This is a genomic window from Bradyrhizobium oligotrophicum, from assembly GCF_051168495.1.
Lineage (GTDB): Bacteria > Pseudomonadota > Alphaproteobacteria > Rhizobiales > Xanthobacteraceae > Bradyrhizobium > Bradyrhizobium oligotrophicum_A.
This window is the reverse complement of record NZ_JBNPVB010000008.1, coordinates 178,876-191,944: the sequence shown is the minus strand read 5'-3', so window position 1 is coordinate 191,944 and position 13,069 is coordinate 178,876. Positions and strand designations below refer to the sequence as shown.

At 64.1% G+C, this 13,069-nt stretch carries 13 protein-coding genes and 1 tRNA gene; 8 read left to right on the top strand and 6 right to left on the bottom strand.

Going from position 1 to position 13,069, the window contains the following annotated elements; genetic code table 11:
• Positions 1-5 precede the first annotated feature (5 nt).
• The 4 genes from ACQR1B_RS17650 (at position 6) to ACQR1B_RS17635 (ending at position 3,700) form a co-directional block, all read left to right on the top strand.
• Positions 6-686 carry an RNA polymerase sigma factor gene (locus ACQR1B_RS17650; protein ID WP_434834464.1) on the top strand — a complete coding sequence of 227 codons (681 nt, stop codon included), beginning with the start codon at positions 6-8 and terminating at the stop codon, positions 684-686.
• Positions 683-928 (top strand): hypothetical protein, encoded by a 246-nt coding sequence (locus tag ACQR1B_RS17645; RefSeq protein WP_434834465.1) that lies wholly within the window; start codon positions 683-685, stop codon positions 926-928. The genes ACQR1B_RS17650 and ACQR1B_RS17645 overlap by 4 nt, the downstream gene beginning before the upstream one ends.
• 423 nt (positions 929-1,351) lie before the next feature.
• On the top strand, positions 1,352-2,059 hold the full coding sequence (locus tag ACQR1B_RS17640) for a hypothetical protein (RefSeq protein ID WP_434834466.1): 708 nt from the start codon (positions 1,352-1,354) through the stop codon (positions 2,057-2,059).
• A 399-nt stretch (positions 2,060-2,458) separates the two neighbouring features.
• Positions 2,459-3,700 (top strand): tyrosine-type recombinase/integrase, encoded by a 1,242-nt coding sequence (locus ACQR1B_RS17635; RefSeq protein ID WP_434834467.1) that lies wholly within the window; start codon positions 2,459-2,461, stop codon positions 3,698-3,700.
• A gap of 312 nt (positions 3,701-4,012) precedes the next feature.
• On the opposite strand, the gene ACQR1B_RS17630 is transcribed toward ACQR1B_RS17635, so the two are convergent.
• Positions 4,013-4,088 (bottom strand) — tRNA-Ile (locus tag ACQR1B_RS17630).
• A 176-nt stretch (positions 4,089-4,264) separates the two neighbouring features.
• Positions 4,265-5,230 (bottom strand): Bug family tripartite tricarboxylate transporter substrate binding protein, encoded by a 966-nt coding sequence (locus ACQR1B_RS17625; protein ID WP_434834468.1) that lies wholly within the window; start codon positions 5,228-5,230, stop codon positions 4,265-4,267.
• A gap of 107 nt (positions 5,231-5,337) precedes the next feature.
• Between ACQR1B_RS17625 and ACQR1B_RS17620 the strand changes: the two genes are divergently transcribed.
• On the top strand, positions 5,338-6,303 hold the full coding sequence (locus tag ACQR1B_RS17620) for a TAXI family TRAP transporter solute-binding subunit (RefSeq protein WP_434834469.1): 966 nt from the start codon (positions 5,338-5,340) through the stop codon (positions 6,301-6,303).
• A 93-nt stretch (positions 6,304-6,396) separates the two neighbouring features.
• On the opposite strand, the gene ACQR1B_RS17615 is transcribed toward ACQR1B_RS17620, so the two are convergent.
• The 3 genes from ACQR1B_RS17615 to mobA all read right to left on the bottom strand — a co-directional run bounded on the left by ACQR1B_RS17615 (position 6,397) and on the right by mobA (position 9,024).
• A complete protein-coding gene (locus tag ACQR1B_RS17615) occupies positions 6,397-7,626 on the bottom strand; it encodes an ABC transporter substrate-binding protein (protein ID WP_434834470.1) in 1,230 nt (409 codons plus the stop codon).
• Between the two features lie 168 nt (positions 7,627-7,794).
• Positions 7,795-8,385, bottom strand: a complete 591-nt coding sequence (locus tag ACQR1B_RS17610) for a cation transporter (protein ID WP_434834471.1) — start codon at positions 8,383-8,385, stop codon at positions 7,795-7,797.
• A gap of 9 nt (positions 8,386-8,394) precedes the next feature.
• Positions 8,395-9,024 carry a molybdenum cofactor guanylyltransferase MobA gene (gene mobA, locus ACQR1B_RS17605; RefSeq protein ID WP_434834472.1) on the bottom strand — a complete coding sequence of 210 codons (630 nt, stop codon included), beginning with the start codon at positions 9,022-9,024 and terminating at the stop codon, positions 8,395-8,397.
• Between the two features lie 230 nt (positions 9,025-9,254).
• Here mobA and mobB point away from each other — a divergent pair, with 230 nt between their 5' ends.
• From mobB to ACQR1B_RS17590, 3 genes are all read left to right on the top strand, one after another.
• Positions 9,255-9,788 (top strand): molybdopterin-guanine dinucleotide biosynthesis protein B, encoded by a 534-nt coding sequence (mobB, locus tag ACQR1B_RS17600; protein ID WP_434834623.1) that lies wholly within the window; start codon positions 9,255-9,257, stop codon positions 9,786-9,788.
• Between the two features lie 112 nt (positions 9,789-9,900).
• A complete protein-coding gene (locus ACQR1B_RS17595) occupies positions 9,901-10,140 on the top strand; it encodes a sulfurtransferase TusA family protein (RefSeq protein ID WP_434834473.1) in 240 nt (79 codons plus the stop codon).
• 737 nt (positions 10,141-10,877) lie between these two features.
• Positions 10,878-12,533: an OFA family MFS transporter gene (locus tag ACQR1B_RS17590; protein ID WP_434834474.1), complete on the top strand. Its 1,656-nt coding sequence runs from the start codon at positions 10,878-10,880 to the stop codon at positions 12,531-12,533.
• A 186-nt stretch (positions 12,534-12,719) separates the two neighbouring features.
• On the opposite strand, the gene ACQR1B_RS17585 is transcribed toward ACQR1B_RS17590, so the two are convergent.
• On the bottom strand, positions 12,720-12,995 hold the full coding sequence (locus tag ACQR1B_RS17585; RefSeq protein WP_434834475.1) for a hypothetical protein: 276 nt from the start codon (positions 12,993-12,995) through the stop codon (positions 12,720-12,722).
• Positions 12,996-13,069 lie beyond the last annotated feature (74 nt).

The following is a 13,069-nucleotide window of genomic DNA, read 5'->3' as shown; positions in this document are numbered from 1 at the left end:
AGAGGATGCGGATCTCGGATCGGTCGCGCGGACACGGCGCAAAATTTTTCCCGAGGCTGTCCGCAACGGATCTGCTCGGCCGCATAATAGGGGTGATGGAACGATCGATTGGCACCCCCGGAGTTGGCTCGAACGCCGGTCGCACCGTCGCCGACGCGGCGGCGGCGATCGAGGCCTTGTCTGAGACTGATCTGGTGCGGCTGAAGGCTCTGGCGCAATTGTGGAGCCGCGGGCTGCCCGGGGGGATCGGCTGGACCGACGTGCTGCATGAGGCCATCCTCCGCGTTCTCGACGGATCGCGGGTCTGGCCGTTGGGGGTGCCGATCCTGGCTTTCCTGTCCGGCGTCATGCGCAGCCTCTGCGACGATTATTGGCGGCGCGTTCGGAGCGAGCAGCGGCTGCTGGTCAGCCGCGACGATCCCGGCCAGCACGGCGTCCCGAGCGATCCTGTCGACGAATTGGCCGATCCCGAACGCGTGGCCGTGGCGGTCGCTGGGCTCGCCGAGGTGTTCCGGCTGTTTGCAGGAGATCCGGTCGTGTTGCAGATCATCGACGGGCTGGCCAATGGCCTGACGGCCAGGGACATCTGCCGGGCGTATGGCATCTCGGATATCGATTACGATACTGCGCGGCGGCGAATGCGGCGCGCGCTGCTCCGCCACCAACGGAATTGGAGCTCGCCATGACACGCTGGCACCCCCGTCTCGAACTCGCGCGCCTGCTCCAGGCGCTCAGCGATGACGTCATTGCGGCGACTGACGAAGAACTCGGCGAGATCCAGGGACGTGCCCTGGCCGGCACGGCACGGCAGGTCAGGCGTCTCGTCAAGGCGGCGCAGGCGGCCGAGAGCGGCGAGCCCCGCATTGTTAACTCTAGCGATCCAGAACGCGGCCTGGAGTCTGTCCTATCACATCACGATCGGCACTGATCGGATGGGAGAAGGCCTGGAAGAGGAGGGGAGCCGGTCTCTGTGAAGGACAGTCGGCTGAGCAGGGCGGCCGGTTTGGGGACAGCATGTGGTCCGCGGCGAGCCTTGCACTGGCGACGCTCATCTTGGTTGACGCCTCTCGCGTTGCCTAGACCTCCGCGGCCTGTCGATCGCATGGCGGCGTAGCACAGCGAAGACTCGGCGATATGCGAGCCCGGAGTTGCTGTGGCACAATCGATCTATGTCGCCGTGCAGCCATTGCCAGAGCGAGTTGCGCGCTCCGACGAACGCGAGGTCCTGCAAGCGCCCGAACCGCGCGTATGCTCGTGAGAGCCTCGCGCGCTTTCGCCTAGGGCAATTGGGCCGTCGGCCGGCTGAAGTTCCCAACGGTCTGCATGGGGTCACCTGGACGGTCACCCGCCAGTGACGATCGTCCGTCGCGAGCACAGGGCGCAGTTCACCATCGTCCCGAACGCGGTCTTCGCGGATACCCGCCTCTCTGTCGAGGCCAAGGGTGTCCTCGGCTATCTCTTGTCGCGTCCTCACAAGTGGCACGTCCGCCTCGATCATATCGGGCGAACCCTCCTGGTCGGCCGCAAGAAGCTGCAGCGCATCTTCCGAGAGTTGATCGCCGCCGGCTACGTCACACGCGAGGCGCAACGAATTGTCGACGGACATCGGTTCGGTGAGATTGATTGCGTCGTCCGTGACGTGCCGGCGCCTGTGGAAAAGTCGGCGCGTCCGCGGGGTCGAAAGGGACCTGCGGCTCCGCGGGTCCAAAAGGGACCTGCGTATAAAGACTCACCGCGGGGCCCTGAGGGATCTGCCTATAAAGAACTATATAAAAACAGACCTGATCTGCTGGGAGCACGCGCTTTCGATGGTTCGCCGGACGTCGCCGGCATGGCGCGGGATGAGATGGCCGAGCTCCAGGATGACGCCTGCCTCGATCCGAGGATTGTCGAGCTTTTCGACGATGCTGCTGAAGGTTGGGAGTTGATTGTCGCGATCCCGGATCAAGCTCGGGACGAGCTGCGCCAGCGCTACAAGCAGGGTGAGCTCGATCGATTGACGATGATGGAGCTACGGAACAGATTCCGACACTTGCTGCGTGGCAGTCGCCGTAAGTGATCGGCACGGTTGGGAAATCGCTGAGAAGCTTCGGACGCTTGGAGCAGGCGAAGCCGTTTTTCCTCGTTGATCGCCTACCCATTCTACGCGATTGTACGCAATCTTACGCATTCGTCCTACAGGTGGGCGAGAGACTGTTGTTGGATGATGATTAATTCAATCATCGCACGTCGCACAAGAGTCGAGAGACGTGAATTCATCGATGACAGCTCAAATGCAGCCCGCCATTACACGGGATACGCCGCTTCGCCTTGCTGACGCCGTGAGGATTGCGTTTCCTATGGGTGGTATGACCGTTGCTGGCTTGCGACGTGAGCGCGACCGGAAGCGCCTGGTCATCGAGAGAATTGCCGGCAAGGAATTTACGACGCTGGCTCACATTGAACGGATGCGAGAGCTATGCCGCGACGAAGCAAGGGAGCTCGACTCCAGCTCAAGGCCGCCCGCCGCGACAAGCGCGGAAAGATCACCCATCGTGCGACCTGGATCATCAGAGACAACGGTCGAGATGTCGGCACAGGCTGCGCTGCGGATGAGGTTGCTGCAGCCGAGAAGAAGCTCGAGGAGTACATAGCGTCCAAATATACGCCGAAGCGACGCGTGCGGCATATCGACGATATCCCGATCGCAGACGTCCTCTCGATCTACATCGATGCGCAGCTCCAAAAGCTTCGGGATCGCTTCGCGGTGGACGGTGAGGCTGAGGACACCGTGCCCGCGAGCCGGAAGTTCAAGAGGCGCATCGAACGATTGAACGATTGGTGGGGCGCTAAAACTCTTGGCGAGGTCAACGGCGAGGAATGTCGCGCGTACAGGAAGAAGCGTTGCAATCGAGGCGGCGCCCGGCGCGATCTGGAGGATCGGCGCGCCGCCATTGGCCATCATGCATCTGAGGGATTTCATCGTGAGATCGTCAAGGTCTCGTTGCCCGAGAAGGGGCAGCCCCGAGACCGGTGGCTCACGCGCAGCGAGGCTGCCAAGCTGATCTGGACGTGCTGGCGTTATCGCGAAAGGCAGAAGGCGTCGCGTCGCCCCGAGGACGACGTCAAGGCTCCGACGGCGAAACGTCCGCTGAGACATCTGTCTCGCTTCATTCTGATTGGGATCTACAGCGGGACGCGCGCAGGAGCCATCGCGTCAGCGTCCCCAATGCCGGCGGTAGGGCGCTCTTTTGTGGACCTGGAGCGCGGACGATACTATCGCCAGAAGCAGGGCACAGCAAAGACGAACAAGCGGCAGCCGACGGTTCCGATTCCTTCGCGCCTCCTTGCTCACTTGCGCCGCTGGCACCGGATCGATCCGGAGGCCAAGCATTTCGTCGAGTTCAATGGTAAGCCGGTGGCTTCTGTCAAAACCGCCTTCAAGAGCGCTGTAAAGCTCGCCGAGCTCGGTTCCGGAATATCGCCCCACACGCTCAGGCACACGGCAGCAACCTGGCTGATGCAGCGCGGTGCGGACCCATGGCAGGCCGCGGGCTATCTCGGCATGTCACTCGAGGTCCTGCTGAATACCTATGGTCACCATCATCCGGACTATCTGTCCGATGCTGTCGAGAAGATCGCGAAGCGTGATTCCGCGCCGAGGCAAACGGTGACGGCGGCTGGAAAGGTGATCGCGTTGCAACGGCCGAAGTCGGAATGAACGCCTCGGGGTCCACAGCGCCGCGAAGCGCTGATTTCGCGTGGACATTTGCGATGTGATTCTGGCCATGCGGCCTGGGCGGCGTGGCTTGCCTGATCGTGGTTCATCTACTGGGTGAGCGATACTGTCGCTGGGCAGCGTCCCTGCGGCCAAGTGTCTCCTACATCGTCGAACCTTCGCGCTGCTGGCGTGTGCCAGCGGATGCTGAGCCGTGCGCCTTCCAACCGAACGAAGAGTGGACGTATCTGGTGCGGTATCTGGTGCGGAGACGCAGAAGCGCCGAAATGAAAGTCAGCAAGTCGTTGACTTTGCTGGTGGGCCCGGCAGGACTCGAACCTGCAACCAGACCGTTATGAGCGGCCGGCTCTAACCATTGAGCTACAGGCCCCGCGGCGCGGAGGGCTTGGCGGTGGCGGGCAGGGAGGGGCCTGTCCGGCGTGGCACGAAGCGCCCGGCGACGGTGCGGGCTCCGTTTACAGCCTCGATGGCGATCCGGCAATGCCGCGGCCGGAGCGTTTTGCCAGGCCGCGGTCGCCGCTTCGACCGGCCGCGGCCGGTGCCGCGCTAATCCACCGAGACTCCGGCGAATTCCACCACCTTGCGCCATTTCTCGGTCTCGTCGGCGACCAGCTTGCCGAACTCGGCCGGGGTCATCGCCTTCGGAATGCCGCCGGTCTCGGTCAGTCGCGCCACCAGCTTGGGGTCCTTCAGCGCCTCGCCGACCGCCTTGTTGAGGGTCTCGACGATCTCGGGCGGGGTGCCCTTCGGCGCCGAGATGCCGTAGAAGCCGACCGATTCGTAGCCCGGCACGGTCTCGGCGATCGCGGGCACGTCCGGCACGGTCTGCCAGCGCTGCGGCGAGGTGACGCCGAGCGCGCGGACGCTGCCGCCGCGCGCCTGCTCCAGCGCCGTCGGCAGATTGTCGAAGATCAGCTGCACCTTGTTGGAGATGATGTCGGGAAACGCCAGCGCCGAGCCGCGATAGGGCACGTGCAGCATGTCGCATTTGGTCATCACCTTGAACAGCTCGGCCGCCATGTGCACCGAGGTGCCGTTGCCCGAGGAGGCGAAGGCGATCTTGCCGGGGTTGGCCTGGCAGTAGGCGATGAACTCCTGCACCGTCTTCACCGGCACGTCGTTGCTGACCACCAGCATGTTGGTGAGTTGCATGATGCTGGCGACCGGCACGGTGTCTCGGATGAAGTCGTAAGGCAGCTTCTTGTAGAGCGAGGTGCTGATCGCGTTGTTCGGCGCCACGAACAGCAGCGTATAGCCGTCAGGTGCGGCATTGATCGCGGCGGCTGCGGCGATGTTGCCGCCGGAGCCGGTGCGGTTCTCGACCACGACCTGCTGGCCGAACCGATCGGACAGCCACTGCGCCATGATGCGCGCGACGATGTCGACCGGCCCGCCCGGCGCAAAACCGATCAGCCAGCGGATCGGACGGTCCGGATAGGCCGCCGCAGCCGGCTGTACGGCGAGGCAGACTGCGACCACAACACTGGCCAGGAACGCACGCGCCCACGTCATCTCGTCCTCCCGAAGCTCTTGTCGTCGTCTTTGCCGGCATGCTTCCATAGATTGGCATGCTTGCATACAAGCTTGTGTCGGACGCGCAGGCACGGAAGGACGAGCCCATGACGTCGTTGCGAATTCTCGGCCTTGCCGTTGCGCTGATGTTCGGCCCGGCCGCAGCGCAGCAGGGAGCGAACGCCATCAGCAAGCTCACGATCACTCTGGGAACGGCGACGCCGGGCGGCGGCTTCCCGCTCTATGGCGATGCCTTCGCCACGGTCATGAACGACGCCGATGCCGGGCTTGCGATCGTCCCGCACAACACCAAGGGCAGCAACGAGAACATTCCGCTGCTCGAGAGCGGGGAGCTCGATCTCGGTCTCGTCGCGGGCGAGCCGGCCTATCAGGCGTTCGTGGGGCTCGACCGTCCGAAGACGAGGTTGAACATCCTGACCGCGATTTTCTCCAGCCCGGGCCTGTTCGTGGTGCGCGCCGATAGTTCCTATCGCAGCATTCGCGATCTCGTCGGCCAGACGGTGGTGTTCGGCGCCAAGGGCTCGGGCCTGCCGATCATGTCGCGCTACATGCTCGACGGGCTCGGCCTGCAGCAGGACCAGGATTTCAAGGCGGTCTATCTCGACCGTGCCGGCGACGGTCCGGCCATGGTGCAGGACGGCCGCGCCGCGGCACTGTGGGGCGCCGGCATCGGCTGGCCCGGCTTCGCGGCGATGGCCAAGACGCCGGGCGGCGCCCGCTTCATCGCGCCATCAGCCGAGGAGATCGCGCAGGTCAGGGCGAAGCACGGTTTCCTCAAAGCCCTGACGGTGCCCGCCGGCAGCTATGCCGGGCAGGATGCTGCGATCCATTCGATCGGGTCCTGGAGCTACGTTCTGGTGCGCGAGAGCCTGCCCGACGACGTCGCCTATCGGCTGGCAAAGACGCTGCATGGCGCGGAAGCCGCGCTGTGCAAGACGCTGGCGCAAGCCTGCGAGACCACCGCCGCCAACACTGTCGCGGCCGCGCCCAGCCTCGATCTCGTTCATCCCGGCGTGATGAGATATTTCCGGGAGATCGGGGTGGTGAAATGACAGCGGCGAATGGCGAATAGGGAGCAGCGAATAGCGAATGGCGAGAATCAAAATCAATCGCTCGCTACTCGCTACTCGCTACTCGCACCTCGCCTATTTCATCGGACATGCCGGATCGGGCGGGCCGAACGCGTCATCGCCTTTGATGGTCGCGAGAATCTTGTAGTAGTCCCACGGATATTTGCTCTCCTCCGGCGACTTGACCTGCGCCAGCACGAGATCGTGCACCATCAGATTGTCGGCGCGCAGCCTGCCGTTGCGCGCGAAGAAGTCCTCGACCGGTGTCTCGCGCATCTTCGCGGCCACCGCGAGCGGCGCGTCGCTGCCGGCGGCCTTGACCGCGTTGAGATAATGCGTGACGGCGGAGTAGACGCCGGCCTGCCACATCGTCGGCATCCGGTTCATCTTGGCGAAATAGCGCTTCGACCACTCACGCGTCTTGTCGTCCATATCCCAGTAGAACGACGTGGTGAGCAGCAACCCCTGCGCCGCCGGCAGGCCGAGCGAATGGATGTCGGTGATCAGCGCCAGCAGCGCCGCCATCTGCTGGCCGCCCTTGAGCAGGCCGAACTCGGCCGCGGTCTTGATCTCGCTCATGTTGTTGGGTGGACCTGCGGCGATGCCGATGATCTTGGCCTTGGAGGCCTGCGCCTGCAGGATGAAGGAGGAGAGATCCGGCGTCGCGAATGGCGGCCTGACGGCGCCGACCACCTTGCCGCCATTGGCGGTCACGACACTCGACGCGTCGCGCTCCAGCGAGTGGCCGAAGGCGTAATCGTCGGTGATGAAGAACCAGCTGTCGCCGCCGCGCTTGACGACCTCCTTCGCCGTGCCAGTGGCGAGTGCACGGGTGTCGAACACCCATTGCATGGCGTAGGGCGAGCAGAACTTGCCGTGGAAATCGGCAGCGCCCGTCGACTGGGTGATGAACAGCCGCTTCTTCTCGGTGGCGATGGTCTGCACCGCCAGGCCCACAGCCGAGACCGGCACGTCGACGATGAGGTCGACCTGCTCGGTGTCGTACCAGCGCCGCGCGATCGCCGCGCCAATGTCGGGCTTGAGCTGATGGTCGCCGACGATGACGCTGATCGGCTTGTCCAGCACCTTGCCGCCGAAATCATCCACCGCCATTTGCGCCGCGGTCACCGAGCCCTGTCCGGTCGGCGTCGACGCCGGGCCGTTCATGTCGCTGAGCACGCCGATCTTGACGACGTTGTCGGAGATCTCGGCCTGCGCGGCCGTCGTGATCAGCAGCGCCGCGGCGGCCCACGCCGCCCGCCTCAAAGTGCTGAGTTGCAATTCGTCCTCCACCGATGTCGGCATGATGCCGTTGTTTGTCGCGGCTCTGCCGGCCGATCCGTCTATCTGCAATCAATCCCGGGGGGCCGTCAATCGCACAGGGATGCCCTGTCCTGAAGCTTTCGTTGCACTGCACTGCAGTGTGCCGCAGGCTGCATTGCAACTGGCGATGGACGCAAGTCCGACAGCGGTTCAAGCCTTGGCCGCCTTGTGCTCCTCATGCGCGGCCTCCCACACCTCTCGCGCGGCGTCCGCGTTCATCAGCGCGATGCCGACGCCGACGATCAGGTCGGGCCAGATCGAGGGCCATACAAAGCCGGTGACAAGACCGGCCGCGATGATCGCCACGTTGGCGAAGGCGTCGTTGCGTGCCGACAGGAAGGCCGCCTTGGTGAGGCTGCCTTGATCATGACGGACCCGCGCCAGGATCAGCGCGCAGCCGAGATTGACGATGAGCGCGCCGAGGCCGGTGACGGTCAGCGGCAGCGGTGCGGGCACGGCGGGTGTGAAGAACTTCTCGCCCGCGGTCCACAAGCCGGCGAGCGCAGGCGCGAGCAAAATCAGCGCCAGCACCTTGCCGAGCTGCGCGCGCTTCGCCGGACTCCAGCGCAGCGCCAGCGCGATCAGGATGTTGACCGAGGCATCCTCGAGGAAGTCGACGCTGTCGGCAAACAGCGCCACCGAGCCGATCGCCAGTGCGACGGCGAACTCGATGCCGAAATAGCCGAGATTGAGCGCGGCCACGGCCAGCACGGCGCGGCGGACGGGAGCTGTCGCATCCATCAGGCGTCCTCAATCATCCAGCACCGCGAGCCGCTCGGCCTCGGCGAGATCCTCGGCGGTGTTGGCATTGAAGAAGGGATCGCGCGGCAGCACCGGCCAGGTCACGGTCGCGACCCCATAGCGTTCCGTGAAGCGCGTGACTTTTCGGACATCCTCCGAGACCAGCGCGTGGCGAAGGTCCTCGCGCAACCCGACCGGCCACAGACCGATCACCGGGTGCGTCTGTCCGCCGGAGGCGGCCAGCACGAGTTCGGCCTGTTCCGTTTCCCGGGCATCGACAAGCTGCGTCGCAAGATCGCGCGGCAGGAATGGGCAGTCGGCGGCGGCGCTCAGCATCCACTGCGTCCCCGGCATGTGCGCCGCAACCCAGTCGAGGCCTGCGAGGATGCCGGCGAGCGGGCCCGGAAAGCCGGCAACGCCATCCGGCACGACGGTCAGACCGTAGCTTGCGAAGCGCGCGGGATCGCCATTGGCATTGAGGATCAGCCGGCTGCATTGCGGTGCGAGCCGCGCGATCACCCGCTCCAGGATGGTGCGACCGTTGATCATGCGCATCGGCTTGTCGCCGCCGCCCATCCGCTGCGCAAGACCGCCGGCGAGCAGCAGGCCGGGAATCGAAGTCCTGGTCATGGCTGTCATCACGATTCGAGTTACCACGTCTGTTGCCGCGGCGTCAGCGTCGCGGCCCGCCCGATTCACCATTTGCGAGGGTCAGACGCCGGGTTCGGCGTTCCCGCCTTGCGAAGTCTGCATGGCCGCTGGCATGACGGCGCCATGTCACGGCCATGGAGCGGGATGCCCGCCAGGCGATTGATCGATCACACGCCCCGCCTCGTGTCGGAACATCAGGGGCCTTTCTGGAGACCGCGATGAAAGTCATCGGCCTCGCCGGGTGGAGCGGCGCCGGCAAGACCACGCTGCTCGCGCGGCTGATTCCTCTTCTCATCGGGCAGGGACTGCGCGTCTCCGTCATCAAGTACGCCCACCACAAGTTTGATGTCGACGTGCCGGGCAAGGATTCCTGGCGGCATCGCGAGGCTGGGGCAGAGGAGGTGCTCGTCGCGTCGGGCACGCGCTGGGCGCTGATGCATGAGCTGCGCGGCGCAAACGAACCTTCGCTCGCGGAGCTGCTGGCGAAATTGTCTCCTGTCGATCTCGTCGTCATCGAGGGGTATAGGGCCGGACCGCATCGCCGCATCGAGGTGCATCGCATAGCCAACGGCAAGCCGCTGCTGTTCCCGGACGATCCAGGCATCGTCGGACTTGCCAGCGACGGCAATGTCGAAACAGCGCTGCCGCGGGCTCATCTCGACGACATCGCGGCGATCGCGACGCTGGTTCTACGGCTCGCCATGCCCCTGGCGGACGTGCTGGCGCTTTCAAGCGAGTCCGCAGCCCGCTGATGGAACCAGCCTCAGCACTGAAGCCTCATAAAACGGTGGCATGCCAGGAACCCGGTTCCCGATTCCCACGGCGGGTTGACGGGTCCGGACCGCTTCGCCATGGTGCCGGCGCATGACGATGACGAGGCTGGATTTGACGGGTCTCAAGTGCCCGTTGCCGGCGCTGAAGACCCGCAAGGCGTTGCGATCACTCAAGGCGGGCGAGCGCCTCGAAGTGCGCTGCACGGATCCGCTCGCGGTGATCGACATTCCGAATCTGATCCGGGAGACCGGCGATCGGGTCGAGATCGTCGATCGCAGCGATCATGCCATTCTGTTTCTGATCGAGAAGGCTGCCGAGCCGATACCATGATGGACCAACAGATTGCCGGCCCGTCACCTGCTGCAGGTTGTTCGAACTAAGTAGTTCGTGTGCGGTCAACCCCGTCGTTCCGATGTCAAGCGGGCGCGCTGCTTCCTATCGTCGCATTGGTGCCTGCCAAGGCTCACAACAATGCCGCGTTCTCAGTCCAGGCTTGCGACGTTGTCGCGAGGCAAGGACAGGTTGTTCATGCTTCAAATTTTCGAGACCTCGGCGTCTGCGGGTCCTTGGATGTCCGGTGAATGGTCGCGCGGTGATCTCATTAGTTGATTCTCTCAGGGATTATCGCGCGTCGTCCGGAAGTAATCGCGAGCAACATGATTGCAGCCGAGAGTGGCGGTGACGTCGGTTACACGCGACTTTTTGTGTTTGTTAGCAACACATGCTCGCTGCAGTGCGATCAATCCACCAAGTTTGATCGATTATTACCATTTTACTATCGACAATTTGCCTCGGTTCTGCACCAATTGCCATGCTTCCGCGGAGGTTGCGGGAGACGAGTCATGCCCGCTTGGACCGGGCCAGGCGGAGCCGCGGCACAATGGTGTTGATACGACGCAGGGGGCTCGGGTGGGGGTCTCGTGCCGTGGAATAGTCTTTAGCTTTTGTGCATCGCGAAATCGTCTGGTTCATCGATAGCGGACACGGTGAGTGAGCGAATTGATTCTGATCAAGGGGACAGAACATGACGTCGTTGCGTTGGACGGGAGTCCGTAGGGGAGGAATGCATGGCTACCATTGAGAGCGCGGGCTCGCTCCCGAACGCGCAAGCGGGGATCTTCGATCGTGAACACACGATCGCGAAAGCGGGGTTCAACCGCTGGCTGGTTCCTCCTGCTGCGCTGTGCATCCATCTGTGCATTGGCATGGCCTATGGCTTCTCGGTGTTCTGGCTGCCTCTGTCGCGCGCGATCGGCGTGACCCAGAGCCAGGCCTGCCCCGACATGAGCCTGGTGCAGGAGTTGTTCACGACGACTTGTGACTGGAAGGTCGCGAGCCTGGGCTGGATGTACACGCTGTTCTTCGTGCTGCTCGGCGGGTCCGCGGCAATCTGGGGCGGCTGGCTCGAGCGGGCCGGACCGCGCAAGGCGGGCGCCGTGGCTGCCTGCTGCTGGGGCGGCGGCCTGCTGATCGCGGCCTTCGGCATCTATGTGCATCAGCTCTGGATCACGTGGCTGGGCGCCGGTGTCATCGGCGGCATCGGTCTCGGCCTCGGCTACATCTCGCCGGTCTCAACCCTGGTGAAATGGTTCCCCGACCGGCGCGGCATGGCGACGGGCATGGCGATCATGGGCTTCGGTGGCGGCGCGATGATCGGTGCCCCGCTCGCCAACCTGCTGATGAACTACTTCAAGACGCCGACCTCCGTCGGCGTGTGGGAGACCTTCGTCACGATGGGCGTGATCTACTTCGTCTTCATGATGATCGGCGCCTTTGCCTATCGCGTGGCCCCGGTGGGCTGGCAGCCTGAGGGCTGGACGCCGCCGGCGGTGAAGAAGGCGATGATCTCGGAGCATCACGTTCATCTCGACAACGCGCACAAGACGCCGCAGTTCTGGCTGGTCTGGTGGGTGCTCTGCCTGAACGTGTCGGCAGGCATCGGCGTCATCGGCATGGCTTCGCCGATGCTGCAGGAGATCTTCGCGGGCAAGCTGATCGGCCTGCCCGACGTCAGCTTCAACCAGCTCGACGCCGGTCAGAAGGCAGCCATTGCGGGCATCGCGGCAGGCTTCGCCGGCCTGTTGTCGCTGTTCAACATCGGCGGCCGCTTCTTCTGGGCGTCGCTGTCGGATCACATCGGCCGCAAGAACACCTATTACTGCTTCTTCCTGATCGGCATCGTGCTCTATGCGCTGGCGCCGACCTTCGCAGCAATGGGCTCCAAACTGTTCTTCGTGGCGGCTTTCGCCATCATCCTGTCGATGTATGGCGGCGGCTTCGCCACGGTGCCGGCCTATCTGGCGGACCTGTTCGGAACCCAGTTCGTGGGGGCCATCCACGGCCGGCTGCTGACGGCCTGGGCGACCGCCGGCATCATCGGCCCGGTCGTGGTCAACTACATCCGCGAGTTCCAGCTTGCCGCCGGCGTGCCGCGCGACCAGCTGTATAACTCCACGATGTACATCCTCTGCGCGATGCTGCTGGCGGGCCTGATCTGCAACTTCCTGATCAAGCCGGTCGACCACAAGTGGAACATGAGCCCGGATGAGGTCGCGCGCTACCAGGCCAACCTTGCCAAGAACGAGGCGGCGATCCAGCATGGTTCGTTCGGCATCGATCGCGGCGGTCTCGACGTGAAGGCAACGCTGTTCTGGGCCTTCGTCGGCGTTCCGCTCGCCTGGGGTGTGTGGAAGACGCTGGAAAGCGCGGTCAAGATCTTCTGATCCGACCACCGATATCGCGACACACGGGACGGCCGCTTCGGCCGTCCCATTTTTTTTGCGACTTATGCTTTTCCTATAGGAAATGACGTCAGCTCGTCTCGCATTCCTACGATGAGACCCCTCATCCTGTTCCGGCCGAGCCATGCACCGGCCATTGGAATGTCGGCGATTGTGCCGGCGAGGCGGTCACGCAACCGGCCGCCGGTTGCTTCCGAACAACAGACCGACAGGCGCGAAGCGGCCGTTGGCGTCGAGCTCGATCGTGCGCGACAGTTCGACGATCGTCTCCGGATGATGGCCATTCTCGAACAGCGCATATTTCATCGCTTCGGCGCGGCTGACGAACAGGCCGCCATAGAGCCCGTTCTGCTCCTGGACGACCCAGTGGCCGCGGCCGTTCTGGCCGATCACGACGAGGGCGGCAGCCGCCTTGTGACACGATGGAGGTTCGACGAGCCTCATGGACGTGGTCCTTCTGTTTACGCCCGCATCCGTGCGAGATGATGGTGCGGCCGTGGATCTGATATCGCGATGTG